The 25,656-nt window shown below is 72.7% G+C and carries 29 protein-coding genes; 10 read left to right on the top strand and 19 right to left on the bottom strand.

The genetic code is table 11. The annotated features are described in order from the left end of the window. Positions 1-5: 5 nt before the first annotated feature. Positions 6-1,289 carry an MFS transporter gene (locus ACO06A_RS10060; protein ID WP_421735870.1) on the bottom strand — a complete coding sequence of 428 codons (1,284 nt, stop codon included), beginning with the start codon at positions 1,287-1,289 and terminating at the stop codon, positions 6-8. Positions 1,290-1,343: 54 nt separating this feature from the next. Here ACO06A_RS10060 and ACO06A_RS10055 point away from each other — a divergent pair, with 54 nt between their 5' ends. Beyond that, a complete protein-coding gene (locus ACO06A_RS10055; RefSeq protein ID WP_421735869.1) occupies positions 1,344-1,871 on the top strand; it encodes a gluconokinase in 528 nt (175 codons plus the stop codon). Between the two features lie 24 nt (positions 1,872-1,895). Here the strand turns inward: ACO06A_RS10055 and ACO06A_RS10050 are convergent, their stop codons facing one another. The 3 genes from ACO06A_RS10050 to ACO06A_RS10040 are packed head-to-tail and all read right to left on the bottom strand — an operon-like array spanning position 1,896 to position 3,575. Beyond that, a complete protein-coding gene (locus ACO06A_RS10050) occupies positions 1,896-2,723 on the bottom strand; it encodes an ArsR/SmtB family transcription factor (RefSeq protein ID WP_421735868.1) in 828 nt (275 codons plus the stop codon). Positions 2,724-2,763: 40 nt separating this feature from the next. Continuing rightward, the gene (locus ACO06A_RS10045; RefSeq protein WP_421735867.1) at positions 2,764-3,255 is read right to left on the bottom strand and encodes a DUF427 domain-containing protein; all 492 of its coding nucleotides are present in this window, start codon (positions 3,253-3,255) and stop codon (positions 2,764-2,766) included. After that, a complete protein-coding gene (locus tag ACO06A_RS10040) occupies positions 3,252-3,575 on the bottom strand; it encodes a YtxH domain-containing protein (RefSeq protein ID WP_421735866.1) in 324 nt (107 codons plus the stop codon). Before ACO06A_RS10040 ends, ACO06A_RS10045 begins: the two co-directional genes overlap by 4 nt. Before the next feature lie 183 nt (positions 3,576-3,758). On the opposite strand from ACO06A_RS10040, the gene ACO06A_RS10035 reads away from it, so the two are divergent. Continuing rightward, the gene (locus tag ACO06A_RS10035; protein WP_421735865.1) at positions 3,759-4,337 is read left to right on the top strand and encodes a hypothetical protein; all 579 of its coding nucleotides are present in this window, start codon (positions 3,759-3,761) and stop codon (positions 4,335-4,337) included. A gap of 4 nt (positions 4,338-4,341) precedes the next feature. On the opposite strand, the gene ACO06A_RS10030 is transcribed toward ACO06A_RS10035, so the two are convergent. Continuing rightward, positions 4,342-5,178 carry a TetR/AcrR family transcriptional regulator gene (locus tag ACO06A_RS10030; protein WP_421735864.1) on the bottom strand — a complete coding sequence of 279 codons (837 nt, stop codon included), beginning with the start codon at positions 5,176-5,178 and terminating at the stop codon, positions 4,342-4,344. Positions 5,179-5,228: 50 nt separating this feature from the next. On the opposite strand from ACO06A_RS10030, the gene ACO06A_RS10025 reads away from it, so the two are divergent. The 3 genes from ACO06A_RS10025 to fucO all read left to right on the top strand — a co-directional run bounded on the left by ACO06A_RS10025 (position 5,229) and on the right by fucO (position 7,433). Further along, on the top strand, positions 5,229-5,696 hold the full coding sequence (locus ACO06A_RS10025) for a hypothetical protein (RefSeq protein WP_421735863.1): 468 nt from the start codon (positions 5,229-5,231) through the stop codon (positions 5,694-5,696). 1 nt (position 5,697) lies between these two features. Then, the gene (locus ACO06A_RS10020) at positions 5,698-6,177 is read left to right on the top strand and encodes a flavodoxin family protein (protein ID WP_421735862.1); all 480 of its coding nucleotides are present in this window, start codon (positions 5,698-5,700) and stop codon (positions 6,175-6,177) included. Between the two features lie 104 nt (positions 6,178-6,281). Beyond that, complete coding sequence (fucO, locus tag ACO06A_RS10015; RefSeq protein WP_421735861.1) at positions 6,282-7,433, top strand: lactaldehyde reductase; 1,152 nt, start codon at positions 6,282-6,284, stop codon at positions 7,431-7,433. A 28-nt stretch (positions 7,434-7,461) separates the two neighbouring features. Here the strand turns inward: fucO and ACO06A_RS10010 are convergent, their stop codons facing one another. Both ACO06A_RS10010 and ACO06A_RS10005 read right to left on the bottom strand, forming a co-directional pair. Next, positions 7,462-7,872, bottom strand: coding sequence for a hypothetical protein (locus ACO06A_RS10010; RefSeq protein WP_421735860.1), 411 nt, complete (start codon positions 7,870-7,872; stop codon positions 7,462-7,464). A 15-nt stretch (positions 7,873-7,887) separates the two neighbouring features. Further along, a complete protein-coding gene (locus ACO06A_RS10005) occupies positions 7,888-8,811 on the bottom strand; it encodes a pseudouridine synthase (RefSeq protein ID WP_421735859.1) in 924 nt (307 codons plus the stop codon). A gap of 147 nt (positions 8,812-8,958) precedes the next feature. Between ACO06A_RS10005 and ACO06A_RS10000 the strand changes: the two genes are divergently transcribed. After that, positions 8,959-9,564, top strand: coding sequence for a PilZ domain-containing protein (locus tag ACO06A_RS10000; RefSeq protein WP_421735858.1), 606 nt, complete (start codon positions 8,959-8,961; stop codon positions 9,562-9,564). Positions 9,565-9,577: 13 nt separating this feature from the next. Here the strand turns inward: ACO06A_RS10000 and ACO06A_RS09995 are convergent, their stop codons facing one another. The 5 genes from ACO06A_RS09995 to ACO06A_RS09975 all read right to left on the bottom strand — a co-directional run bounded on the left by ACO06A_RS09995 (position 9,578) and on the right by ACO06A_RS09975 (position 15,694). Further along, positions 9,578-10,480 (bottom strand): siderophore-interacting protein, encoded by a 903-nt coding sequence (locus ACO06A_RS09995; protein WP_421736045.1) that lies wholly within the window; start codon positions 10,478-10,480, stop codon positions 9,578-9,580. A 92-nt stretch (positions 10,481-10,572) separates the two neighbouring features. Next, positions 10,573-12,678 carry an iron ABC transporter permease gene (locus tag ACO06A_RS09990; protein WP_421735857.1) on the bottom strand — a complete coding sequence of 702 codons (2,106 nt, stop codon included), beginning with the start codon at positions 12,676-12,678 and terminating at the stop codon, positions 10,573-10,575. Next, entirely contained in the window at positions 12,675-13,664 is a 990-nt protein-coding gene (locus ACO06A_RS09985) for an ABC transporter substrate-binding protein (RefSeq protein ID WP_421735856.1), read from the bottom strand. Before ACO06A_RS09985 ends, ACO06A_RS09990 begins: the two co-directional genes overlap by 4 nt. Before the next feature lie 34 nt (positions 13,665-13,698). Continuing rightward, positions 13,699-14,523, bottom strand: coding sequence for an ABC transporter ATP-binding protein (locus tag ACO06A_RS09980; protein ID WP_421735855.1), 825 nt, complete (start codon positions 14,521-14,523; stop codon positions 13,699-13,701). Positions 14,524-14,581: 58 nt separating this feature from the next. Beyond that, positions 14,582-15,694, bottom strand: a complete 1,113-nt coding sequence (locus tag ACO06A_RS09975) for a VIT1/CCC1 transporter family protein (RefSeq protein ID WP_421735854.1) — start codon at positions 15,692-15,694, stop codon at positions 14,582-14,584. Between the two features lie 140 nt (positions 15,695-15,834). On the opposite strand from ACO06A_RS09975, the gene ACO06A_RS09970 reads away from it, so the two are divergent. The 3 genes from ACO06A_RS09970 to ACO06A_RS09960 all read left to right on the top strand — a co-directional run bounded on the left by ACO06A_RS09970 (position 15,835) and on the right by ACO06A_RS09960 (position 18,977). Beyond that, positions 15,835-16,248, top strand: a complete 414-nt coding sequence (locus ACO06A_RS09970) for an ATP-binding protein (RefSeq protein WP_421735853.1) — start codon at positions 15,835-15,837, stop codon at positions 16,246-16,248. Positions 16,249-16,328: 80 nt separating this feature from the next. Then, the gene (locus tag ACO06A_RS09965; protein WP_421736044.1) at positions 16,329-17,345 is read left to right on the top strand and encodes a LacI family DNA-binding transcriptional regulator; all 1,017 of its coding nucleotides are present in this window, start codon (positions 16,329-16,331) and stop codon (positions 17,343-17,345) included. A 243-nt stretch (positions 17,346-17,588) separates the two neighbouring features. Further along, positions 17,589-18,977, top strand: coding sequence for an endo-1,4-beta-xylanase (locus ACO06A_RS09960; protein ID WP_421735852.1), 1,389 nt, complete (start codon positions 17,589-17,591; stop codon positions 18,975-18,977). 76 nt (positions 18,978-19,053) lie between these two features. On the opposite strand, the gene ACO06A_RS09955 is transcribed toward ACO06A_RS09960, so the two are convergent. From ACO06A_RS09955 to ACO06A_RS09925, 7 genes are all read right to left on the bottom strand, one after another. Beyond that, positions 19,054-19,557 (bottom strand): MarR family winged helix-turn-helix transcriptional regulator, encoded by a 504-nt coding sequence (locus ACO06A_RS09955; protein WP_421735851.1) that lies wholly within the window; start codon positions 19,555-19,557, stop codon positions 19,054-19,056. Between the two features lie 8 nt (positions 19,558-19,565). After that, positions 19,566-19,916 (bottom strand): nuclear transport factor 2 family protein, encoded by a 351-nt coding sequence (locus tag ACO06A_RS09950; protein WP_421735850.1) that lies wholly within the window; start codon positions 19,914-19,916, stop codon positions 19,566-19,568. Positions 19,917-19,992: 76 nt separating this feature from the next. Further along, positions 19,993-20,358: a hypothetical protein gene (locus tag ACO06A_RS09945; RefSeq protein ID WP_421735849.1), complete on the bottom strand. Its 366-nt coding sequence runs from the start codon at positions 20,356-20,358 to the stop codon at positions 19,993-19,995. 13 nt (positions 20,359-20,371) lie between these two features. Beyond that, a complete protein-coding gene (locus tag ACO06A_RS09940; protein ID WP_421735848.1) occupies positions 20,372-21,355 on the bottom strand; it encodes a TIGR03557 family F420-dependent LLM class oxidoreductase in 984 nt (327 codons plus the stop codon). A gap of 38 nt (positions 21,356-21,393) precedes the next feature. Next, on the bottom strand, positions 21,394-22,491 hold the full coding sequence (locus tag ACO06A_RS09935; RefSeq protein ID WP_421735847.1) for a Gfo/Idh/MocA family protein: 1,098 nt from the start codon (positions 22,489-22,491) through the stop codon (positions 21,394-21,396). 98 nt (positions 22,492-22,589) lie between these two features. Further along, on the bottom strand, positions 22,590-24,236 hold the full coding sequence (locus tag ACO06A_RS09930; RefSeq protein ID WP_421735846.1) for an ABC-F family ATP-binding cassette domain-containing protein: 1,647 nt from the start codon (positions 24,234-24,236) through the stop codon (positions 22,590-22,592). Between the two features lie 87 nt (positions 24,237-24,323). Then, positions 24,324-25,175 (bottom strand): SDR family oxidoreductase, encoded by an 852-nt coding sequence (locus ACO06A_RS09925; protein WP_421735845.1) that lies wholly within the window; start codon positions 25,173-25,175, stop codon positions 24,324-24,326. Positions 25,176-25,279: 104 nt separating this feature from the next. On the opposite strand from ACO06A_RS09925, the gene ACO06A_RS09920 reads away from it, so the two are divergent. Continuing rightward, positions 25,280-25,651, top strand: coding sequence for a winged helix-turn-helix transcriptional regulator (locus tag ACO06A_RS09920; RefSeq protein ID WP_421735844.1), 372 nt, complete (start codon positions 25,280-25,282; stop codon positions 25,649-25,651). Positions 25,652-25,656: the final 5 nt, after the last annotated feature.

The following is a 25,656-nucleotide window of genomic DNA, read 5'->3' as shown; positions in this document are numbered from 1 at the left end:
GGCCGTCAGGGGACCGGGTGTCTGGCGTCGTAGTCCCAGAACGAGCGCTGCGTCCGCACCAGCACCCACAGGAGCAGCACGCAGAGCAGTCCGCCGACGACCGCAGCCCACCCCTCGCCGATCTTCGACGCCGCCCCGCCGAGCAGCGCCTCGCCCAGCCGGGGTCCGCCCGCGACGACGACGATGAACACGCCCTGGAGCCGGCCGCGCATGTCGTCGGGCGTCGCGGTCTGCAGGATGGTCTGCCGGAACACCGAGCTGATCGCGTCGGCCGCCCCCGCGACCACGAGCATGAGCACCGCGATCGCGAGCGCCAGCCAGAGCACCTGGTCCGGGTGCGCCCTGCCGGCCAGGACGAGGACCAGGCCGAACCCGGCGATCGCGAGGCCCCAGACCGTGATGGCGACCGCGATGATCCGGCCCTGCCAGCGGATCCGGGTCAGCCCGCCGGAGAACAGCCCCGCCAGCCCGACGCCGACCGCCGCCGACGCGGCCATGACCCCCGTGGTCGTCGCGCCCCCGCCGAGGTAGACCAGCCCGACCGCCGGGAAGAGCACACGGGGCGACGACGTGATCATGGCGACCAGGTCCACGGCGAACGTCATGCGCACGTTCTTCTGCGTGCCCAGGTACCGGAACCCGTCGATGACCGACGCCAGCCCGGCGTGCTCGCGACGCGTGTCCGAGGGCTCCGGCGGCTGCGCCGGCAGCCGGAACAGCGCGAACAGCGCGGCCGTGAACAGCAGCGCGTCGAGCGTGTAGGCGACGCCGTAGTCGAACACGGCCACCAGGAACGCGCCGAGCAGCGGGCCGACGGTGAACGCGACGCTGAACCCGAGGGTCTGGAGGGCGTTCGCGGCGGGCAGCAGCGTCGGGTCGAGCAGCCGCGGGATGATCGCCGACCGCGCCGGCTGGTTCACCGCGAACGCCCCCGACTGCACGGCGACCAGCGCGAACAGCACCCACACCTGCGAGTTGCCGAGCCACGCCTGAACGGCGAGCGCGATGGTCGCGCCCCAGGCCACGACCGACGCGATCAGGGCGACCTTGCGGCGGTCGTAGTGGTCCGAGATCGCGCCGCCGTACAGCCCGAAGAACACCAGCGGCACCAGCGCGCACAGCCCGAGGATGCCGACGGACGCGGTCGACCCGGTGAGCGCGTACACCTGGAGCCCCACCGCGACCACCGTCAGCTGCGCCCCGAGGTTGGAGATCGACAGCCCCCACCACAGCCGCCGGAACGCCGGGCTGACACGCAGAGGAGTCGTGTCGACGACGAGCGAGGGCATCGGGCGAGTTTAGGTGCCCGAGGAGACGAACCCGTCCGTGCGAGGCTGTCGTCCGTGAGCAGCAGCCTGCCCGAGCACCTCGTCGTCATGGGGGTGTCCGGTACCGGGAAGTCGACGACCGCGCTCCTGCTGGCCGAGCGCCTCGGCCGGCCGCTGATCGAGGGCGACGACCTGCATCCCCCGGCCAACGTCGAGGCAATGCGTGCGGGCCGGGCGCTCACCGACGACGACCGCGGTCCCTGGCTGCGGTCGATCCGGGACGCGATGTCGTCCGCCGGCGGGCCGACCGTCGTGACCTGCTCGTCGCTGCGTCGGTCCTACCGCGACATCCTGCGGACCGCCGACGGCGGCGTGCGGTTCGTGCACCTGGTGGTCCCGCCTGACGAGCTGGCCCGACGGCTGGCTGAGCGCACCGGCCACTTCATGCCGGCGACCCTGCTGGCCAGCCAGCTGGCGACGCTCGAGCCGCTGGCCTCCGACGAGGACGGGGTGGACGTCCCGGTCACCGGGACGCCCGAGTCCGTCGCCGGGGACGCACTCGATCGGCTCGGACGACCGCGCGACGGCGGGCCGGCCGCCTGAGCGACCGGCCCGCCGAGGACGTCCTCAGGCCTCCAGCGACGCGCCCGTCTCCAGGAGGGTCTTGAGGTCGGACAGGATCTGCGGCCAGCCGCCGCCGAACTGCGGCAGGTCGCCGGAGATGAGGGACGCGGTCCGCGGGGCGCCCGTCACGTCGTGGACCAGGGTCAGCTGCGTGACGCCCTCGCCGCGAGGCTCGAGCTCGTAGGTGAGCCGCGTGAACCCCTCGGCGCGCGCCTCGTCGTCCCACAGGGTGCGCCAGGTGAGCACCAGGCGGGAGTTCTCCACGACCTCGACCACCTCGCCGTCGAGGATCGGCTGGTCGGCGGGGGTGCCGTAGGCGACCATGTCCGCCGACGGGAGCGTGGTGAACGCGCCGCCGGGCGTGAGGTCGAACGTCGAGGGGCTCTTGTAGCCGTAGCGGGCGTTCCACTCCGGCGAGGTGATGGCCTTCCACACGGTGGCGGCGTCGGCCTTGATCCAGATGCGGTTGACGAGGACGGTCGTGGTGGCCGTGTCGGTCTGGGTGGACATGGTGGACTCCAGGGCTGATTTGAGGTCGGTCAGCGCGTGCAGGCGCTCGGCGCCGAGCACGTCGTACTTGTCGATCCACCGCTCGTGGATCAGCTGGATCGGGACGGCGTTGAGGAAGTGCAGCTTCTCCCGCCCCGATCGGCGCGTGACGACGAGGCCCGCCTCCTCGAGCACCTTGAGGTGCTTCATGACGCCGAACCGGGTCATCTCGAGGTCCTGCTCCAGCTCCGTCAGCGTGCGGCCGTCACGCGTGTAGAGCTGGTCGAGCAGGTGGCGACGGGTGGCGTCCGCAAGTGCCTTGAACACCAGGTCCTCGTCCATACCGACGACGATAGGTGACCAATTAGTCACATGTCAACGACTACCAGCCGAGCGTTCCCGGGGCTCCCTTGAACGGGCCGACAACCCGTGAGGTGATCCAGCCGCCGTAGAACCCGCCGGGCTGCGGCTCCACCGCCTCGCCGTCGACCGTGCAGGACAGGTCGGTGGCGTAGAGGGCGACGCGGTCGGCGAGCACCTCGTAGCCCGGCAGCGGCGCCGGGTAGGTCCAGCCGACGCGCGGCAGCAGCCGTCCCCCGACGCGCACGGACACGTACGACGCGACGCCCTTGAACTCGCACACCGACGAGCCCGCGGCGGGCTCCAGCACCCCCGGCTCGAAGGAGTCGAGCGGCAGGTAGTACACGGGCGGGTGGCTGGTCTCGAGCACCCGCACGGCCGCGGTGGTCGACGCGACGGGCACGCCACCGAGCGTCACGACGACCAGCTCGGCCGTCGGCTCCACCGCGGGAGGCCGCGGGTAGTCCCAGACCGACTCCTGACCGGGAGCGGCCGGCAGCGGGGTGGGTGTCACCGCTGCCCGGGGTTGGCGTCGTCCGCGTCCATCAGCGGTTCCACGACCGTCGGCGACGCGTCGTCCGTCGGGTACTTGGTGGTCGACGACGACACCGCGCCCTTGGCCGTGTCGACGGCCTTCTCCCACACCGCGGCGCCCTGCTTCTTGGCGAACGCGGTCGCCTGCGCCTCGTACTCCTGGACGTACCCCTGCACGCGCGGGTCCCGCCAGACGTCCCCGGCCCAGACCTTGATCTTCTCCAGCTGCCGACGCCCGGACGGGGTGCCCAACAGGTACCCCGCAGAGACACCGGCGACGAACACGGTTCGCTTGATCATGGGTAGTCCTCCCGAACTCGGCTGAGTGTCCGAGCGTAGGCAAGGTTCCCCGTCGACGCGCGCCGGGGAGCCCCGCGTTGAAGCCTGGCGACGGGAGGTGGCTGGTGGTCGGCCGGACGGGTGACAAGGCCCCGACAGGCACCTGACGACCCGTACGCTCTCCCCCGATCCGAGGGGGAACGTGTGCGCAGCTCGACCATCGGCCTCGTCGTCACGGGCGCGCTCGTCGTCGCCAGCGGCGCCGCGGTCATCGCAGTCCTGGCCCAGGACGACCCCGGGACGAACCCAGCCCGGTGGAAGACCGAGACGCTGACCGCCGACGGGGCCGCCCAGCTGCCGAACCCGCTGCACCTGGCGCTCGCGGACTGCCCCGGCTTCTCGCTCTCCTCCCCGGTCCCGGAGGACAGCCGGAACTCGCCCGGCGCGGGCACGTACATGGTCAGGCTCGCACCCGAGCACACGGCGTTGTGGGTGTGCACCGGCACGGTCGAGGAGACAGGCGGAGCGCGCGCGGCGGTCGCGGCCCAGCTCGCTGACCGGGAGAGCATGACGAGCATCAACCCCGCCCTGGTGACCACGCCGTTCGGCGAGGCGGTCCGCGTGGACCGCGCGTTCGGGCCGGCTGCGGTGCCGCGGCTCACGGACTGGCTGGTCGACCACGGCGGCCACACCTACGCGTTCGGCTACCTCCACCCGACCGATGACGCGCGCTACTACGGGGACATGGAAGCCATGATCGCGTCGATCGCGTGGGACGAGTAGCCGGTCAGCGGGTGCGCAGGCGCCGAGCCTCGTCCTCCAGGTCGAACGACCCGGCGATGGCGGACTCCACCCGGCCCTCGTCCCACACCACGTCCGGGTCCGGCTCGAGGTAGGACAGGACGGCGGCGACGACCGCGTACGACTCGGTGGTCCACGGCGACTCGGCGGTCGATCCGAGCGCCCGCATGAGCACCGGCGGCCGCGCCGGGAGGATGGCGGCGCGGGCGACCAGACCGCTCATCAGCGCCCCTGTCGCCTCGGACATCAGCGTGAACCCGGTGGCGGGGTCCAGCCACGGGACGAGCCGGTAGCCCACCACGGCGGGCAGCCGGGCGTAGACGCGCGCGCGCCGGTCGGTGAAGGCCCGCTCGGAGCTGGCGAGCTCCGCGGCGACGGCGTCCCGCAGGTCGCCGGGCGGCAGGCTCGAGCAGGTGGCCCGGAGCGCCAGGTGGTCGCGCCACGCGGTCGAGCCGGCCAGCCGGGCGAAGTCGCTCTCCGCGGAGACGCGCAGGCTCTCGACCACGAGAGTGCGCCGACCCGCAGGCGTCGCCAGGACGTCCCGGTGCTCCATCACCAGGTCACGGATGGCCGCGATGTCGGCGTCGGACTCCGGCTCCAGCTCCGCGTTGCGCACCACACGCAGGAGGACCTGCTGGAGGAAGTCGGCCTTCGTCGGCCAGTGCCGGTAGGCGGTCGCCCGTGACACCCCCGACGCCGCGATGGCCTCCTCGAGGCTGATGTGGTCGAGGCCGACGGTGAGCCCGCGCCCCCGGATCAGCTCGACCGCGGCGTCGATGACGCGAGAGCCCGCACTTCCGGTCCGTTGACTCTGCTGAGACATGATGTCTATTCTGCATGAGACATCATGTCTCATCGCGTGAGGAGCCTTCCGTGCCTGCTCATGCCGTCCTCGGCCTGCTCGCCCTGCTGCTGTCCGTGCTGGCCGCGCTGACCTCCCTGGTCTACATCGGGGTCCCCCGTACCCGGCGCGCGCTGCGCTGGCCGGTCGTCGTGCTCGGCGTCCTGGCCATGACGACGATCGTGTTCGCCGGTGAGGCGGGCAAGACGCTCCTGACCGCCGTCGAGTCCCTGGGCTCGAGCGAGGAGGTGCTGGCCGCACAGACGCACGGCCACGGCTCCGACGCCCTGACCACGTCGGTGTTCCTCCTGCTCGCCTCGACTCTGGCCACGGTCTGGGGACCGTTGCGCCCGACGCGGCCCGCCGGAGGCACCGCGGCACGCTGGTGGGCCGCGGTCGTCGGCGTGCTCGCCGTGACGACGCTGGTCTCGGCGGGGGTCGTGCTCGGGCACGCGCTGGAGGCCGTCACGGCCGGCAACCCGGCTTGGCAGGTGGGCTGACGTGCGCGTCCTGGTGGTCGTCGAGTCGCTGTTCGGGAACACCCATGCCATCGCCCGCGCAGTCGCCGACCAGCTGCGCGAGGACGGCGCCGACGTCGAGCTGGTCGACGCGGCGTCGGCCGGCCCGCGCCTCGACGGTGCCGACCTGGTCCTGGCGGGGGCGCCGACGCACAACCTCGGCCTGCCCACCGACAGGTCGCGCGCGTCGGCCGTCGACCGCGGCGCGCAGCCCGTGAGCTCCGGCCTGCGCGAGTGGATCGGAGCCCTGGAGGCGTCGAGCACGCCGGTGGTCACGTTCGCGACCAAGGTCGAGGGCCGGTTCTCCGGTTCCGCTAGCAAGGCGGCCGCCAAGCTGCTGCGCCGCCGCGGGCTCAGCGCCGCCCGGCAGGGCACCGACTTCGTCGTCGCCGGCACCGCCGGGCCGCTGACCGAGGGCGAGACCGACCGCGCCCGGGAGTGGGCCGGCACCCTGCACGCCTGATGCACCAGGACCTTGTGCCCTGCCCGACGGCGGAGCGCGCGCGCTTGGATAGAGCCTGAATCGCTTCACGGCGTCACCGACGACGCCACGAAGGAGGCTGCACGATGTCGCACCGCATGATCTGGAACCAGACGGCGTACTTCGGTCCGGGCTCGATCGAGGTCGTCCCCGACGAGCTGACCCGGCGCGGGTTCACCAAGGCGTTCGTCGTGTCCGACGCGGTACTCGTCGCGACGGGCGTGACCGCGCGCGTCACCGACCTGCTCGACACCGCCGGCTTCCCGTACGAGGTCTACAGCGAGGTCCAGGCCAACCCCACGATCGAGAACGTGCAGGCGGGCGTCGCGGCGTTCGCTGCGGCCGGTGCGGACGTGCTCGTCGCGATCGGTGGCGGCTCACCCCAGGACACCTGCAAGGCGGTCGGCATCATCGCGGCCAACCCCGAGTACGCCGACGTCCGCTCGCTCGAGGGCGTGGCGCCGACGAAGCACCCGTCCGTCCCGATCGTCGCGATCCCCACGACCGCCGGCACCGCGTCCGAGACGACCATCAACTACGTCATCACCGACGTCGAGCGGCAGCGCAAGTTCGTCTGCGTCGACCCCCACGACATCCCGGTGCTCGCCGTCGTCGACCCGCAGATGATGGCCACGGCCCCCCGCTCGCTCAAGGTGGCCACCGGCCTGGACGCCCTCACGCACGCGATCGAGGGCTACATCACGCAGGGCGCGTGGGAGCTGTCGGACCTGTTCCACCTGAAGGCCATCCAGGTCATCGCCACGTCGCTCGCGGCTGCCGCGGACGGCGACGAGGCCGCGGCCGAACGGATGGCGCTCGCCCAGTACGTCGCCGGGATGGGCTACTCGAACGTCGGCCTCGGCCTGGTGCACGCCATGGCGCACCCGCTCGGCGCGTTCTACTCCGCACCGCACGGCGTGGCCAACGGGATCCTGCTGGCACCGGTGATGGCGTTCAACGCGTCGGCCAGCGGGGAGAAGTACCGCGACATCGCCGCCGCGTTCGGCGTCGCCGACGCCCAGACGATGCCGCTCGACGAGGCCCGTACGGCCGCGGTCGCCGCCGTCGCCGCCCTCACCCGGCAGCTGGGCAACCCGACGGCCCTGCGCGCGGTCGGCACGACCGAGGCCGACGTCGCCGCGCTGGCCAAGGCAGCCTTCGAGGACGTCTGCGCCGGCGGCAACCCGCGCGAGGCGTCGGTCGCCGACATCGAGGACCTCTACCGCTCGCTGCTGTGACGGGAGCGGCTGGCGGCCGTCGGGGCCGTCAGCCGCAGTCGTCGCAGATGCCGGTCGCGGGGAGCACCATCGCGCACGTCGGGCAGATCGCCGCCACCCGCTCGGGGGCCGCGGTGGAGCGTCGGGCGGCGGGTGCTCGCCGCACAGGGGCAACCGGCGCGCGGCGGACGGACGGCGGCTCGGTCACGTCGAACCCGCGCTTGCGCAGGACGGCCGACCCGACCGACCCGACCTCGTCGGCGCTCGCGAGCCTGCCGGTCGCGTACCGGTGCGCGACCCCGAGGATCGCGGTCGAGTCGTAGCTGCGGCCCTCGTGCAGGAGCGGGTAGCCGCCCGGGGCGAAGCCGTAGACGCCGAGGAAGTCGTCGCCGCCGCGCGAGTCGTACTCGGCGATGGCCTGGAGGATGTGCTGCCGGGTGACGGCGGAGAACGTGGCCACGAGGACGAGCGTACGTCAGCCCTCCGCGGTCAGAGGGAGGCGTCGGACGCTGCGGAACCGTCGCGCGGTGCCGTCGACCGGGTCGGTGAACGCGATCTCTCCGGCGAGCAGCTGGAGCGGGCGGCTGAAGTCGTCGACCTCGACGTCGCGCACCTGCGGGTACAGCGGGTCGTCGACGATCGGGATGCCGAGCCCGTGCAGGTGCACGCGGAGCTGGTGGGTGCGGCCCGTGCGCGGCGTCAGGCGGTAGATCCCGCGACCGTCCACCTCCGACTCGAGCTCGACCAGCGTCTCCGCGTTCACCGGGGCGCCGGGCACCACCTCGGCCTGCCACGAGCCGCGCTCCTTGTGCAGGTGGTTGCGGACCACGACCGGGAGGACCAGGTCCTCGCGCAGCGGAGCCAGCGCCCAGTAGGTCTTGTCCACCGCCTTGTGCTCGAACAGGGACTGGTACGGCCCGCGCCATCGGGGCTCGGTCGCCAGCATCAGCAGGCCCGACGTCACGCGGTCCAGCCGGTGCAGCGGCGACAGGTCCGGCAGTCCCAGCTCGGCGCGCAGCCGGACGACGACGCTCTGCATCACGTGTCGGCCGCGCGGGATCGAGGACAGGAACGGCGGCTTGTCGACGACCACCAGGCGCTCGTCGCGGTGGATGACGTGGATCGGCGCGGTCACCTCCGGCTCGTCGCGCAGGTCGCGGTGGAACCACACGAACCGGTGCGGGGCGTAGGGGTCCTCGGCGCGCACCGGGCGGCCGTCCTCGTCGACGAAGCGCTGCGCGTCCAGCATCTCCGCGACGTCGACGTGCTCGGGCAGCCTGTGCCGGAGCCACTCGCCCATCGTCGCCCACTCGTCCGCTCGGGTCCGGTCGCGATCCGGGGTGCGCAACCAGGCGGCGCTGAGGCCGTGGCGTGCCGGCAGCGGCGATCTGGGGGGCACCTGCCGATGCTACGGGCAGCCCGTCACTCGTTCGCCGCGCCGCTGGTCCGCCTCCGCACTCATCCCCCAGCCGTCACGCACCGATCAGAGAGGCGGGGGCACGTCTCGCCGCGCGGCTACGGCGACCTCGACCGAACGGACCTGACCATGCACCACCTCGCGCACTGCTCCCTCTCGGCCGAGGGGCGCGTGCTCGACGGCTTCGTCATCTCCTGCGCGGACGGGACCCTGATGATGCGCACCGAGCCCGGGGCGGCGGGCGGGGCCTTCCGTGCCGGTGACGACGTGCAGGTCCTGGTCCTCGACGACGTGCGCGGCGAGGTCAGGTACAACGGCTGGGTCGCCAAGGTCCGCGCCACGTCGGTGCAGATCGCGGACCTCGAGCTCACGTCCACCCTGCAGAAGCGGAAGGTCGCCCGGGTCAGGATCGCGCAGACCTGCACGGGCGTCGTGACGTCGCCGGAGGGCGACGCCCGGCCCCTCACGTTCGTCGTGCTCGACATCAGCGCGCACGGCATGCGCGTCTCCACGACGGCGGAGGTCGCGGAGCGCGATCGGATCGCGTTCCGGTTCCCGGCTCGCGACCGTGTCGTGGAGCTCGACGCGGAAGTCCTGCGGTCACACCGGACCAACGGCCGGTCGACTCAGTGCGGCTGCCGCTTCGTCGGCCTCGTCGAGCGAGACCTGGACACCCTGTTCCGGTACGTGCTCCAGACGCAGGGCACGCAACGGCGTACCCGTCTGCGCGCCTGAGGTCGCCGGCGGCTCAGCTGGACTCGGAGCGCCCCGCGCGCCAGTACCCCATGAACGCCACGGCCTTGCGGTCCACACCGCACTCGGCGACCAGGTGCCGCCGGAGGGTCTTGATGACCGCGGCCTCACCGGCGAGCCAGGCGTAGAGCGCGGCGTCGGCGCGCAGAGGGGCTCCCGACGCGTCGACCGGCACCTCCCAGAGCAGGCCGGCGTCGATGTCGACGTCCTCCAGCTCGACGTCCGGCGCGGGCGCCTGGCCGGGCAGGAGTCGCGCGCACGCGGCCTGCACCGCGGGGATGAGCAGCTCGCCGTGGGCGCGACCGTCGCGGCCGTACCAGCGGACGGTCACCCCGTCCGGCGCAGCGAGGTCGAGCCGGTCGCCGGACAGCGGCATCTCGATCAGGGCCTCGCCGCGGGCGTCGGCGGGCAGGCGCTCGAGGATGCCCGCGATGGCGGGCAGCGCGGTCTCGTCGCCTGCGATGAGCAGGCGGTCGGTGTGCGGCGGCGGCACGAAGTCGACGCCGCCGTGCGGGCCCTCGGCCTCGGCGTTGGGGCCCAGGATCACCAGGTCGTCGCCGGGGGCCGCGTTCAGGGCCCAGCGCGACGCCGGTCCCAGGTCGCCGTGCAGGACGATGTCGACGTCCACCTCGCGGCGGTCCTGACGCACCCCGCGGGCCGTGTAGGTGCGGATCGGGTGGCGCTTGTCGTCGGGCATCGCGCGCCAGCGGCCGTACCAGTCGGCGCTCGACTCGAGGCTGAGCAGCTCGTCGTACGGGGCGTTCTCGAGCGGGAGGAAGAACTTGATCCGCTGGTCGAACCCGTTGTCGGCGAAGCGGTCCAGGTCCTCGCCCGTGAACGTCACGCGCAGGACGCTCGGGCACATGGTCTGCACGGCCGCGACCTGCACGGCGAACATGCGGAAGGGCAGCGCGGGAGCTTCGACCGAGACGGGCACGTCGCCCAGGGTAGAGGAAGGTGAGGCTGTCCTCACTACGGCGTTCGTCACAGTCACAGTGCGCTCCTTCGGGTCCGCCACAGCAGGGAGATGAAGTAAGGGGTGCCGATCATGGCCGTGAGCAGTCCGGCCGGGATCTGCGCCGGGGCGATGACCGTGCGGCCCAGGGTGTCGGCGACGCTCACCAGCAGAGCGCCCAGCAGCGCCGCGACGGGGAGCACCCGGGTGTGCGACGAGCCGACGAGCGAGCGGGCCAGGTGTGGCGCCAGGAGGCCGACGAACCCGACGACCCCGATCGCCGACACCGCCGCCGCCGTGAGCAGCGCGGTGACGACCAGCAGGCCGAGCCGGGTGCGTTCCAGCTGCACGCCGAGCACGCGGGCCACGTCGTCGTCGACCGCCAGCACGTCGAGGTCCCGACGCCAGCGGACCACCAGCGGGACGATGACCAGCAGCGCGACCGCGACCGGCCACACCTGCTCCGCGGTGCGCCCGTAGGTCGAGCCGGACAGCCAGGTGAGCGCCATCGTCGTGTTCCACGGGTTGGTCAGGACCACGATCAGGGTGATCAGCGACGTGGCGACGGCCGAGACCCCGATGCCGACGAGCACGAGCCGGTCGGAACTCAGCCCGCGCCGGTTGGCCAGCGTGTAGACGAGCGCGAACGTGGCGAGCGCTCCGACGCAGGCGGCGACGGACACGACCCAGAAGCCGGCCCCCGGGAACAGGACGATGGCGAGCACGGCACCCACGCCGGCGCCGCCGGTGATGCCGAGCAGCGACGGCTCCGCGAGCGGGTTGCGCGCGACCGCCTGCACCGTGGTGCCCGCCAGGCCGAGCGCCGCGCCGGCGAGCAGGGCGGCGAGCACGCGGGGGGTGCGCTGGTCGAGCACGAAGCTGACCTGCCGACCGCTGACGCCCGCGAACCAGTGGGTGACGTCGCCCATCAGCAGCAGGCGGTCGCCGAGCAGGAACCCGGCGACCAGCGCGGCGACGACGGCCAGTGCGAGCACGCCGACCACGAGCGCCACCCGGGCACGCGTCGCGGGGTGGGCGCCGACGGACGCCGTGCTGCGAGCCGGACCGGAGTCGCGCAGGCGGCGGGCCAGCCAGACCATCACCGAGGCGCCGAACAGGGTGGTCACGATGCCGGTGGGGATGGCCACGCCGGCGACCCCGGGCACCGCCAGCCGCAACAGGACGTCGGCGCCGAGCACGACGACGCAGCCGGCCAGCGCGGCCAGCGGCAGGAGGAGCCGGTGCCGGGCCAACCCCGGGACGCGTCCGGCGACCAGTCGCGCGACCACGGGCGCGGTGAGGCCGACGAACCCGATGGGCCCGGCGACGGTGACCGCGAGCGCGGCGAGCAGGACGGCCAGCAGGACGGTGACCACGCGGGTGCGCCGGACGTCGAGACCGAGCACGGCGGCGGTGTCGTCGCCGAGCGCGAGCACGTCGAGGCGGCGCGCCCACGCCACGAGGACGATGCCCGCGACGAGCACGACGGGCGCCGCTTGGGCCACCTTGGACGTGCCGGACTGCACGATCGAGCCTTCGCCCCACGCGAACATCCCGGCCGTCTCCTGCTCGAACAGGAGCATCAGCAGGATGGTCAGCGACGAGAGCGCCAGCATGGTGGCCGATCCCGCGAGCACCAGCCGGGTGGGCCCCTCGGCGCCGCCGCGCGCGATGGCCAGCACCAGGGCGGCCGCCCCGAGGCCGCCGACGAACGCGAGGGCGCCGTTCACCGCGAACGGCAGCGTGAGGCCGGTGACGGCGGCGAGCACCACGGCGAAGTAGGCGCCGGCGTTGACCGCGAGGGTGTCGGGCGAGGCCAGCGGGTTGCGCGCCACGGACTGCAGCGCGCTCCCGGACAGGCCCAGGGCGGCGCCGACGATCAGGGCCGCGAGCACGCGCGGGGCGCGCGAGGCGACGAGCACCGCGAGGGCCTCGTCGTCGCCCGAGCCCGTGAGCAGGCCCAGCAGGTCGCCCACCCCGATGCGGGAGGTGCCGAGCGTCAGGTCGACGAGCCCGAGCAGCACCACCGCGGCGACCGCGGCAGCGAAGACGCCGACGATGCGCGCCGGGTGCGTCCTTCGCGCGGGCGCGGAGGCAGGACCCGCCTCGACGGGTCCCGCCTCCACCAGGGCGGACCTCACGCGGTCAGCGCGCTCACGGCCGCGTCGATGAACGCCGACGCCGACTGCGGGCCGCCGAACATCCAGATGCCGTCGGGCAGGCGCGCGGTGTTGCCCGCGACGACGAACGGCAGCTGCTCCCAGATCGCGTTCCCGGCGAGCCCGTCCTTGAACGCGTCGCCACCGTCGGTGTCGTTGCCGACGTAGAGGAAGTGGACGTCACCGAGGCCGGTGAGGCCCTCGACGTCGGTCTGCGCGAGGCCGTAGTCGGGGTCGCCCTCGCCGGTCCAGGCGTTGGTCAGGCCCAGCTCCGTCGCGACGCCGCCGAGGAATGACCCGGGCGTGTACATGCGGATGGAGACCGCTCCGTCGGACACCCAGCCGTCGGCCATGGCGAACTCCACACCGGCCAGGCCGGCGTCGTCGAGCTGCGCCTTGGCGTCCGCGACCTTGGCGTCGAAGTCCGCGAGCGCGGTCTCGGCCTCCTCCGAGGTGCCGGTGGCCTCGCCCAGGATCTCCAGGGTGCTGCGCATCTTGCCGATCGGGTCGGACGCGTCCGAGCCGCGCAGCGCGATCACCGGGTACTCGGCCTCGATCTGCTCGATGACCTCGGCCGGCAGGTCGGTGGTGGTGACCACCAGGTCCGGCTCCAGGGCGGCGATGGCGTCCAGCGACGGCTCGCCGCGGAAGCCGACGTCCGGCGTCGACCCGTCGAGCGGCACGACGGTGGCCCACGTGTTGTAGCCCGTGACGTCCGCCGCGCCGACCGGGGTGACGCCGAGCGTGAGCAGGTTCTCCGTCAGCCCCCACTCGAGCGAGACGACCTTGGTGGCGGGGCCGTCGAGCTCGACGGTGCCGCGGTCGTCCGTGATCGTGATCGGCCCGCCGGCCGCTGCGGACTGGGAGGCGGACGCGTCCGGCGCTTCTGCTGCATTCTCAGTGGTGCCGCAGGCGGCCAGGAGCAGGGCTGCTCCGGCGAGCAGGGCGGGGAAGGCTGTCGTGCGCACAGGGGTGTCCTCAGAGGTAGGCGAAACAGGGGGACTAGACGGTGGTCAGGTGCTGGCGGTGCGTGTGCTTGCCGACCGGCCGGGTGTGCACGCGGCCGGTGTGCTCGTCGCGCACCACGTCGATGCGGATGCCGTAGGTCTCGGTGAGCGCGTCGGCGGTGAGCACCTCGTGCGGGCGGCCGGAGCCGACGACGACGCCCTGGCGCAGGAGCACCACGTGGTCGGCGACGGCGGCAGCCTGGTCGAGGTCGTGCAGGACGACGCCGACGGCGACGCCGTGGTCGTCGGCCAGGTCGCGCACCAGGTCGAGGATCTCCACCTGGTAGCGCAGGTCGAGGTAGGTGGTGGGCTCGTCGAGCAGCAGGACGCCGGTGTCCTGCGCCAGGCAGGTCGCCAGCCAGACGCGCTGGAGCTCGCCGCCGGAGAGCTCGTCGACACCGCGGTCGGCCATCGAGGCGACGCCCGTGACCTCCATGGCCCAGGCGATCGCGCGCGGGCCGTCGGCATCGTTCTGCCGCCACCGTCCGCGGTACGGGTGCCGTCCGTAGCCGACGACGTCGCGGACGCTGACCCCCGAGGGCGTCGGCCGCGACTGCGACAGCAGCGTGACCCGGCGCGCGAAGTCCTTGGCGGACAGGGCGTGGGCGTCGGGGGCGTCCGGCAGGCTGACCGTGCCCTGCTGCGGGGCATGCAGCCGGGCGAGCGCGCGCAGCAGCGTGGACTTGCCGGAGCCGTTGGGCCCGATGAGCGCGGTCACCTGACCGGGCTGCAGACACAGGTCCGCGGCGGTCACCACGACGGTGCCGTGGTAGGCCAGGGTCAGCCCGTCGCCGCGAAGGGCGTGCTCGGAGAGGGTCACGCGGTGAGGTTAGCCTGCGCTAAGTAAGGTAAGCCACACCTTGCTCACATGATGGGCGTCACACCGACGCGCCGAACGCCAGCCCGAGCAGGTACGTCGCCGCCGCGGCGCCGTAGCCGATGGCCAGCTGGCGCAGCGCCCGCTTCACCGGCGACGCCCCCGAGAGCACCCCGACGGTCGCGCCCGTGGTCAGCAGCGCGAGCCCGACGAGCACCGACGCCCACACCACCGCCGTCAGGCCCTCCGCGCCCAGCAGGTAGGGCAGGACCGGGATCGCGGCGCCCGACGCGAAGAAGCAGAAGCTGGCCGCCGACGCACCGACCGCGGTGCCGACGGCCTCGTGCTCGTCGACCTCCTCGATGCTCGTCGGGGCGGTCGACGACGGGTCGCCCAGCGTGCGCAGCCGCTCGTCGGCCCGGGCCTGCGCCTCGTCAGGCCCCATGCCGCGGGCCCGGTAGACCAGGGCGAGCTCGTTGGCGTCGACGTCCAGGTACGGCAGCGCCGCGCGGGCCGCCTGGCCGGGTCGGGAGGCCTCGAGCAGCTCCCGCTGCGAGCGCACCGACACGTACTCCCCCGCGGCCATCGACAGCGCACCGGCCAGCAGGCCCGCCAGGCCGGTGAGCAGCACGATCGACGTGGCCGCCCCGCTGGCCCCGATGCCGAGCACGAGGGCCAGGTTGCTCACCAGACCGTCGTTGGCGCCGAACACCGCCGCGCGGAACGTCCCCGAGATCCGGTTGCGCCCCCGGGTGGCCAGGCCGCGGACGACCTCCTCGTGGATCGCCTCGTCGGCCGCCATGGTCGGTGTCGCGTCGGCGTCGCCGTCGTATCCCCCGCGCGCCTCCGCCCGCTGCGCCAGGGCGAGGACGAAGACGGAGCCGAAGCGGCGGGCGAGCAGTCCCAGCACGCGGGTCCGGAAGTCCCCCCGGCGCGGCTTGCCGACGTCGTCACCGAGCAGGTCCAGCCAGTGCTGCTCGTGGCGACCCTCGGCCTCGGCCAGCGCCAGCAGGATCTCCCGCTCCTCGCCCGTGCGCCGCGACGCGATGTCCCGGTACACGGCGGCCTCCGCGCGCTCGTCGGCGAGGTACTGCCGCCACCGCCGGATCTGGGAGCTCGAGGGCGCCTGACGTGCGGGAACGTCCGCGCCGGACGGGGTGGAAGAGGTCTGCACCCGCCCATCGTCCCAGCCACGGGGGCGAGAAACCGCCTCCGGAGCGGTGTTCAGGTTGCCGAATCATCAGTTGTGCACAACCGTGGCCAGCACCGACGGGGGGCCGCTGCGGCCCTCCCCCACTCCCTGGGAGGCTCCCGATGTACGCCGAGACGGCCGTGTCGCCTTCGCTCTCCGCGATCGCGCCTGCACGGCACTGGGCGCGGGACCGCCTGGCTGAGGCCGGCGTCGACGACGGGCGGCTCGAGCTGCTCGTCCTGCTGGTCAGCGAGCTGGTCACCAACGCGGTCGCGCACGCCGACCCGCCCGTGACCCTCCGTGTGCACGTGGACGACGAGCGCACCCGCGTCGAGGTCACCGACGGCGTCCGCGAGGTGCCCGTGGTGCGCAACCCGCCGCCGACCGCGTTCGGAGGCCGAGGCGTCATGTTCGTCGACCGGCTGTCCAGCAGCTGGGGGACGGTCGAGGAGGACGGCGACGCCGCGAAGGCGGTCTGGTTCGAGCTCCGGCACGACGACGTCAGCGAGCTCGGCGGGTTCTCCACCGAGCGCTGACGCCCGCCACCTGCGCCTCTGGCGTCCGGTAGGTTGCGACCGCCCGGGCCGTGGGACGCGAAGGAGGGGCTGTGGCGACGATGGCCGACGTCGCACGGCACGCTGGTGTGTCCGTGAAGACGGTCTCGAACGTGCTCAGCGGCTACCCCCACGTCCGGGACGCGACCAGGGACCGGGTGCTCGTCGCCGTCGACGCGCTCGGCTACGAGATCAACGTGACGGCGAAGATGTTCCGCTCCGGTCGCAGCGGCGTCGTCGGCCTCGCCGTCCCCGAGCTCGGGCAGCCCTACTTCGGCGAGCTCGCCGACGAGATCCTGTCGGCAGCCCGCAGCCACGGGCTCCAGGTGCTCATCGAGCCGACGGGGTTCACGCGTGAGGGCGAGCTCGCCGCGCTGCGGGTGCCCCGTCGTGGCCTCGTCGACGGGCTGATCTTCAGCCCCGCCGCGCTCGTCCAGAGCGACGCGCACCTCCTCGACGATCTCGGCTACCCGCTCGTCCTGCTCGGCGAGCAGCTGTTCTCACCGAGCGTGGACCACGTCACCATGCGGAACATCGACGGCGCCCGCGCCGCGACCGACCTCCTCCTCGACGCCGGCCGGCGCCACATCGCGGTGATCGGCATGCTGCACGCCGCGACTGCCGGATCCGCCACCCTGCGGTTCGCCGGATACCAGCAGGCGCTCGAGGCGCGAGGGATCGCGGTGGACACGCGTCTGCTCGGCTGGTCGGACGAGGCCTGGCACCGGGCCAACGGCGCGCGCGCGATGGCCGACGTGCTCGACTCGGGCGTGCCGGTCGACGGCGTGGTCGCGTTCAACGACGCGCTGGCCATCGGAGCGATGTACGAGCTTCAGTCGCGCGGCCTGGCGATCCCCCGGGACGTCGGAGTGGTCGGCTTCGACGACATCGAGGACTCGCGCTACTCGGTGCCTACGCTCACCACGGTCGACCCGGGCAGGCGGGAGATCGCGCACGTCGCCGTCGACATCCTTCGGCGCCGGGTGAACGAGCGGCTGAACCCGAGCACGTCGGAGAGCTCGCCGGTGCTGTACCTCGCCGGCATGCGCCTCGTGGAACGCGAGAGCACCCCGCGCTGAACGGGCGCTACCGATACTTGCGAACCCCGCAACCGGACGCCTCCACGTTTCCGCTGCCCTAATCCACCAGGCGATGTGCTCTGTGGACTTCTACACCGGTGGAATTCACCCAGAAGAGTTAAGAAACGTTTCGCTGGAGATATCGCAACTACCGGAGCGCTTCCATCCCTTGACCCCCTCTGAGCGAGCCCACAGGGTGAAGCGCCGGCGACCAGCCGACGAGTGCACCACCGAGGAGGATCAATGACGACCCCACGACACGGACGCCTGACCGCGGCCATCGGCGGTCTCGCCGTCGCCGGCCTGTCTGTGGCACTGGCCCTGCCCGCGGCGGCAGCGGGCAGCACCCTGCAGGCGGCGGCCAGCGAGAGCGGCCGCTACTTCGGCACCGCGATCGCCGCCAGCCGGTTGAGCGACTCGACGTACTCGACCATCGCGAACCGCGAGTTCAGCATGATCACGGCCGAGAACGAGATGAAGATGGACGCGACGGAGCCGTCGCAGAACCAGTTCAGCTACGGCAACGGCGACCGGATCGCGAGCTGGGCCCGGCAGAACGGCAAGCAGGTGCGCGGGCACGCGCTCGCCTGGCACTCGCAGCAGCCGGGGTGGATGCAGAACATGTCCGGCAGCTCCCTGCGCAACGCGATGCTCAACCACGTCACCCAGGTGGCCACCCACTACAAGGGTCAGGTCTACGCCTGGGACGTCGTGAACGAGGCGTTCGCGGACGGCTCCTCGGGCGGGCGTCGCGACTCCAACCTGCAGCGCACCGGCAACGACTGGATCGAGGCCGCCTTCCGCGCCGCCCGCGCCGCCGACCCGGGCGCCAAGCTCTGCTACAACGACTACAACACCGACAACTGGTCGCACGCCAAGACGCAGGGCGTCTACAACATGGTCCGTGACTTCAAGTCCCGCGGCGTGCCCATCGACTGCGTCGGCTTCCAGGCGCACTTCAACTCCGGCAACCCCGTGCCGTCCAACTACGACACGACCCTGCGCAACTTCGCCGCGCTGGGTGTGGACGTGCAGATCACCGAGCTCGACATCGAAGGCTCGGGGAGCTCGCAGGCGCAGCAGTACCAGGGCGTGGTCCAGGCCTGCCTCTCGGTCGCCCGCTGCACCGGCATCACGGTGTGGGGCGTGCGGGACTCGGACTCGTGGCGCGCCTCGGGCACCCCGCTGCTCTTCGACGGTTCCGGCAACAAGAAGGCCGCCTACACCAGCGTGCTGAACCAGCTCAACGCGGGCGGCACCACCACGCCCACGCCGAACCCCACGACGCCCAACCCGACGCCGACCACCACCACGCCCCCGCCCACCGGCGGCGGCAGCTGCACGGCGACGTACTCGGAGGGGCAGAAGTGGAACGACCGCTTCAACGGCACGGTGACCATCCGCGCGAACACGAACATCAGCAGCTGGCAGTCGACCGTCACGGTCAGGAGCCCGCAGCGGATCATCGCGACGTGGAACGGCTCACCGACGTGGGACTCCTCCGGCAACGTGATGACCATGCGGCCGAGCGGCAGCGGAGCAATCTCCGCAGGTCAGACGACCTCGTTCGGCTTCACGGTCCAGCACGGCGGCAACTGGACCTGGCCGAGCCTGACGTGCACGGCGTCCTGAGGGTCTGAGGCGGTACCGGCACGGGACGGGCGCGGCACCAACGGTGTCGCGCCCGTCCCGAGCGAGGCCTGACCGGTCAGGGGTGGTCGGCAGGACGCGGGAGCGTCCCATGCGCGATCAGGCTCTCGTAGACCCGCTCGAGGGACTCGGCCAGCTCCCTCGTCCGGTCGGCGGTGAGCGCGTCGAAGAACACCGACCGCACCAGCGCCACATGACCGGGGGTCGCGGCCGTCATCGTCTCGCGGCCGACGTCGGAGAGCACGACCTCGGTCGCGCGCCGGTCGTCGGCGCTCGGGCGGACCTCGACGAACCCCCGCTGCGTCATGCGTCGCACCTGGTGGGAGACCCGGCTCCGTTCAGCGCCGATCCGGATCGCCAGGTCCGACACGGTCAGCACGCCGCCCTCGTCGCTGACGAGCGCCACGAGGACGTCGTAGTCGGCCAGCGAGAGGCCGTGGTCGACGCGCAGCTGCCGGTTCATCTCGTACCGGAGCCGCAGCTGGACCTTCATGTACGCGTACCAGGCACGGACCTCCTCGTCGCTCAGGAACGCGTAGGGCGACTCGGGCGAGAAGTCCATGCCCACGGTCAGCGGAGCAGGACGGTGTACACCTTCGCGAGGCGCCCGTCCTCGCTCAGGATGCCCAGGTCCACCCCCCGAACCACGGGGGCCGCGCCCGGCGGGCCGAGCTCCCAGGCGAGGTAGCCCAGGTCCTGCACCTGGTACGCGCTGCCCGCGGGCCGGAACTCGAGGCCCGGGGCGCTGTCGAGGATCGACTGCGCCTTGGCGTTCAGTGCGTCGTGCCCTCGCACCTCTCCCTCGGCGTCGGCGAAGACGACGTCCTCGGTGTACGTGCGGCGGATCGCGTCGAGCCGACGGGAGGCGTCGCGCTCGCCGAAGACCTCCAGCAGGTTCGCGTGCATCAGGTGGTCCAGCATGAGTGCTCCTCCGAGGGTTTGCGTGATGTTTCACGCAAAGTGTCGCGACCCCGGGAGCGGTCGTCAACCGTCCCGCTCAGTCGTCCCAGGGCGGCGTCTCGTCGAGCTTCTTGTAGTACTTCCCCAGGTGGCTCTTGATGCGGTCGCGGTCCTTGGCCGGGACGTCGACCCCGCCGCGCGACCCCTGCATCACAGCCGCCGCCGCGAACACTCCCCGCGGCACGGCCTTCAGGCGCCCGTCGATCACGTCGGCGATCAACAGCTTGTACGCGGTGAAGTTCTCCTTGTTCTCGGCGTCGTACCAGACGTGCGCGTCCCGGTACCTCTCGTTCGGCTCGTCCTGCGCCTTGGCCCAGGCCCGGACGCGCGTCTCGGCGGCGTCGCCGTCCCAGGCCCGGTCGCGGTCGGCCAGGGGGAGGTCGCCGAATGCGGTCACAGCCATGCTCGGACTCCTCTCAGTCGGGTGCTGCGGTGCGGAGCTTCTCGAGCAGCGGTCCGGCGGCGGTCGACAGGAACTCGTCCTGCCCCTCGTCGCCGATCTGCACGAGCGCGATGTCGGTGAAGCCCGCCTCCCAGTACGCGGAGACCGCCTCGACGACGGCGTCCAGGTCCGGGCCGCACGGGATCTGCTCGGCGACGTCGGACGGGCGGACGAACTGGCTGGCGGCGTCGAACGCCTCGGTGGTCGGCAGGTCGGCGTTGACCTTCCAGCCGCCCGCGAACCAGCGGAACTGCTCGTGCGCGCGGGCGACGGCCTTCTCCCGGTCCGGGTCCCAGCTGATCGGGATCTGGCCGATCTTGCGCGACTCCGGCTGCGCGTGGCCGCGCGCGTCGTCCCACGCGCGGATCGCGTCGGCATCGGGCTCGACGGCGACGAGGTGGTCCACCAGCTGGGAGAACCGCTGGATCGAGTCGGGACCGGACACGGCGGCGCCGATCTGGATCGGCTCGTCGGGGAGGTCCCAGACCTTGGCCGAGTCCACCTGGAAGAAGTCGCCGGCGTAGTTCACGCGCTCGCCGGTGAGCAGCTCGCGGATGATCTCGACGGCCTCCTCGAGCATGTCGTGGCGCTCGCCCACGGCCGGCCAACGCTCGCCGACCACGTGCTCGTTGAGGTTCTCCCCCGCGCCGACGTTGAGCTGGAACCGACCGTCGGAGAGCACCCCGAGCGTCGCTGCCTTCTGCGCGACGACGGCTGGGTGGTACCGGAGGGTCGGGCAGGTCACGTAGGTCATCAGCTCCACGCGCTCGGTCGCCTGGGCGACGGCGCCCAGCAGCGTCCAGGCGTGCGGCGCATGACCCTGAGCGTCGAGCCAGGGGAAGTAGTGGTCGCTGGACACCTCGAAGTCGAACCCGAGGCGTTCAGCGGCGACGGCGTACCGGACCAGGTCCTTCGGGCCGGACTGCTCGGTCATGAGGGTGTAGCCGAATCGGGTCACCCACCGACCGTGGCACCGGGTCGGGGTCCTCGCATCCGCTACGCGTCCGCCCACGCCTCCCGAGCGGTCCGGACCGTCTCCCCCGCGCGGGCCGCCTCCTCGATGGCCAGCCCCAACAGGTGGTCCTGGCAGCCGTCGGCCAGCGGGTAGGGCGCCGGGCCGTCGCCGCGCACCCAGGCACCGGTCGCGTCGAGCAGGGTGGCGACCGCGATGTCGTCGTCCGCCAGCCGGGCGCCCTGGTACTCGTTGCGGTACACCACACGACCGTCGACGCTCAGGTGCTCCAGGTCGAAGCCGTCGAGGTTCTGCTCCAGCCCGCTGACCCGCCGGACGATCGGCGACGTGAGCACCGTCCGCTCGTCCACCACGCGCGTGATCGCGTCGTCGACGATCTCGCCGTGCGAGCCGCGGATCACGATCCGGTTGGTGCGCAGCGGGTTGTGCCACTGGTTGTCGGTGAAGTCGTAGAGCGCGCTGCGGCCGTCGCCGAAGTCGAGGGTGGCCAGGATGGTCCACGCGTCGCGGGGCTCGGTGGCACCGGTCCAGCCCTGGCGCTCGAGGGGCGACAGCAGGGGCGCCGTGAACGTCGAGGCGCGCACGGCGACCTCGCCACGGCCGGTGTCCAGGAGCCGCCGGATCAGCCCGACCGCGTGGTACAGATGCGTCGAGCTGATCTGTACGCTCGTCGGCCGGCCGATCGTCCCGGCGTCGACGACGGCGATCCGGGCCGCGTGCGACGGCATCGACGGGCTGTGCTCGGCCACCTGGACCAGTCCCGACGAGCCGACCTCGGCCCAGAGCTCGCGCAGCCCGTCGGCGTCGGGTGCGGGCGGTGTCTCGGCCAGCACCGGGATGCCCAGCGACACGAGCTCGACGGTCGCCTCCGGGGTCACGGGCCACGGGACGGAGACGACGACGAACTCGGGCCGGTCGGTGGTGGGACCCACGGCCGTGACCAGCTCCTCGATGGTCCGCACCGTCGGCACGCCCCACGCCCGCTCGACCTCGGCACCCCGCTCGGCGGTGCGCGTGACGACGCCCGTGACCTGGAAGCGATCGGGCATCAGCCGCGCCATCCGGACGAAGAACTCCGCCCGCCATCCGCTGCCGACCACGCCGAACCTGATGGGTGCCATCGAGTGAACCGTCCTCGTCGTCGGTCGCGCTGAACTCGGTGAGCGTATCCGCGTGACGACCTTGGTGCGCTCAGCGGGACGAGCTCGTCACGCGAGGGTCAGTCTGCGGTGACCTCGGTGACCTGGCCGTCCTCCACGTGCCAGCGGCGGGTCAGCCGGACCGTCTCCAGCATCCGCCGGTCGTGGGTGACCAGCAGGATCGTCCCCTCGAAGCTGTCGAGCGCCTGCTCCAGCTGTTCGATCGCCGGCAGGTCCAGGTGGTTGGTCGGCTCGTCGAGCACCAGGAGGTTCACGCCGCGGGCCTGGAGCAGCGCGAGGGCGGCGCGGGTGCGCTCCCCCGGCGACTGCGACGACGCGGGTCGGTGGATGTGGTGGCCGCCCAGACCGAACTTGGCCAGCAGCGTGCGGACGTCTGCGGTCGGCCAGTCAGGCACCTCGCGGGAGAACGCGTCGACCAGCGGCTCGTCGCGCTCGAACGCCCGACGCGCCTGGTCCACCTCGCCGACCAGCACCCCCGAGCCGAGGTCGACCGCGCCGGAGGTGGGCTCCAACCGGCCGAGCAGGAGGGCGAGGAGCGTCGACTTGCCCGCGCCGTTCGGGCCGGTCACCGCGACGCGGTCCTTCCAGTCGAGCTGGAGGTCGACCGGCCCCAGGGTGAACGCCCCGCGCGTGAGCACGGCGTGCCGCGCGACGGCGACGACCGCCCCGGAGCGCCCCGCGGTGGCGATGCTCATCTGGAGCTGCCACTCCTTGCGCGGCTCGTCGACCACGTCCAGGCGGGCGATCATCTTGTCGGTCTGCCGCGCCTTCGCCGCCTGCTTCTCCGACGTCTCCCCGCGGTGGTGCTTCACGTGCTTGTCGTTGTCGGACGCCTTGCGGCGCGCGTTGCGCACGCCCTTCTCCATCCACGCGCGCTGCATCCGGGCGCGGGCGTTCAGCGCGTCGAGCCTGGACGAGTACCCCTCGTACGCCTCGCGGGCGCGGCGGCGGGCGATCGAGCGCTCGTCGAGATAGGAGTCGTAGCTGCCGCCGTAGGTGGTGACGCGCTGGAGGCTCCGGTCGATCTCGACGACGGCCGTCACCGTGCGGCTGAGGAACTCGCGGTCGTGGCTGACGACGACGATCGCGGCCTCCGACCGGTCGACGAACTCCTCCAGCAGGTCCAGGCCGGCGGCGTCGAGGTCGTTGGTCGGCTCGTCGAGCAGGTAGAGGTCGTACCGCGAGAGCAGCAGCGCGGCGAGTCCCACCCGTGCGGCCTGCCCGCCGGACAGCGCGGTCATCGGGTGGTCGAGGTCGACGGTCAGGCCGAGGTCGTCGGCCACCGTGCCGAGGCGCGCCTCGAGGTCGGCGCCGCCGAGGGCGAGCCAGCGCTCGAGGGCCTCGGCGTAGACGTCGTCGGCACCGACCTGGCCGGCGCCGAACGCGTCCGCGGCGTCGTCGAGTGCGCGCTGCGCGTCCGCGACGCCCGTCCGCCGTTCGAGGTGGGCACGCACGGACTCCCCGTCGACGCGCTCGATCTCCTGCGCCAGGTAGCCCAGCTGCGCGTGCGACGGCGACACCGCGACGCTGCCGGAGTCGGGCTGCCGACGGCCGCCGAGGATCTGCAGCAGCGTGGACTTGCCGGCGCCGTTGGGGCCGACGAGGCCGACGACGTCCCCGGGCGCGACGACGAGGTCGACGCCGGAGAAGAGCTCACGATCGCCGAAGCCGGCCCCCACACCCTTGGCCTGCACTGTTGCGGTCATGCGCTCATTCTCCTTCGGCCGGGCACCGCCGTCGGACGGCGGTGCCCGGAGAAGGTACGCGGGCGGGCGGGGTGCGTGCGCTCTGAATTACTGCCCGAGCGCCGCACGCAGACCGTCGACGAGGGGCGTCGTCGGGCGGCCGATGAGCGTGCGCAGGTCCGACGTCGCGTCGGCCAGGTCGCCGCGGCGGATGTCGGCGTCGAGCGTCGCGACGAAGCCCGCGGTGCCCTCGTCGAGTCCCGCGTCGAGCAGGATCGCGCGGTGCTCGTCGGACGAGACCTGCTGGGCGACGACGGGGACGCCGAGCAGGGTCGACGCCGCTTCGGCCAGGTCGTCGAAGGTCCAGGCGACGTCGCCGGAGAGCTCGTAGACGCGGCCGTCGTGGTCGCCGCCCAGCAGGACCGCGGCCGCGCCTGCGGCGAAGTCGTCGCGCGTCGCGCTGGCGACGCGACCGTCGCCGGTGCTGGTCAGCAGGACGCCGGTGCTCTTCGCCTGCTCGACGGCGCCGACGTAGTTCTCCGTGTACCAGTTGTTGCGCAGGATGGTCCACGCCAGCCCCGACGCACGCAGCAGCTCCTCGGTCGCCTTGTGGTCCGGTGCGAGCACCAGCTCGGTCGTGTCGGCGTGCGGCGCGCTGGTGTAGACGACGCGGCGGACACCGGCGGCCTTGGCGGCGCTGATGACCCGACCGTGCTGCGCGACCCGCTGACCGACCTCGTTGCCCGAGACGAGCAGGACGCTCTCGGCGCCGGCGAACGCGGTCTCCAGCGACGCGGAGTCGTCGTAGTCGACGGCGGCGGTGCGGACGCCCAGGTCCGCGAGGCGCTCGGGGCGCCGCCCGCCCGCGACGATCTGGTCGGCGGCGAGCCCGCCGGCGAGGAGGTGCTGGACGACGAGCGGGCCGAGGTGGCCGGTGGCACCGGTGACGACGACGGACATGGGTGGTTCCTCTCGGTGGAGCGACTGGGTGTCGTCCGCCGCAACCCGGATGGTGCTCGGCACCTTCCCGATCGACGGTACCCACTTTGACGTAAGGTACGCACGTGACGGTGAGCAACGAGGTCAGCGCCCTGGACCGCCTGATGACCGACGGAGTTCTCGCGGCCGCGTGCCCGTCGAGGGTGGTGCTCGACCACGTGACCAGCAAGTGGGGCGTCCTGCTGCTGGTCGCCCTGTCGGAGCGCACCATGCGCTGGGGTGAGCTCCGCCGGATCGTCGAGGGGATCAGCGAGAAGATGCTGGCGCAGACCCTGCGCACCCTCGAGGCCGACGGGATCGTGCACCGCGAGGTGACCGCCAGCATCCCGCCGCGCGTCGACTACTCGCTGACCGAGCGCGGGTCCGAGCTCGTGGCCCGGCTGCTCCCGCTGATGGAGTGGATCATGGACAACGCCGAGGAGATCGTCGCCGGCTGAGCTGG

It is taken from the genome of Cellulomonas sp. (assembly GCF_965229465.1).
GTDB lineage: Bacteria > Actinomycetota > Actinomycetes > Actinomycetales > Cellulomonadaceae > Cellulomonas.
This window is presented reverse-complemented; position numbering and strand designations above follow the sequence as displayed.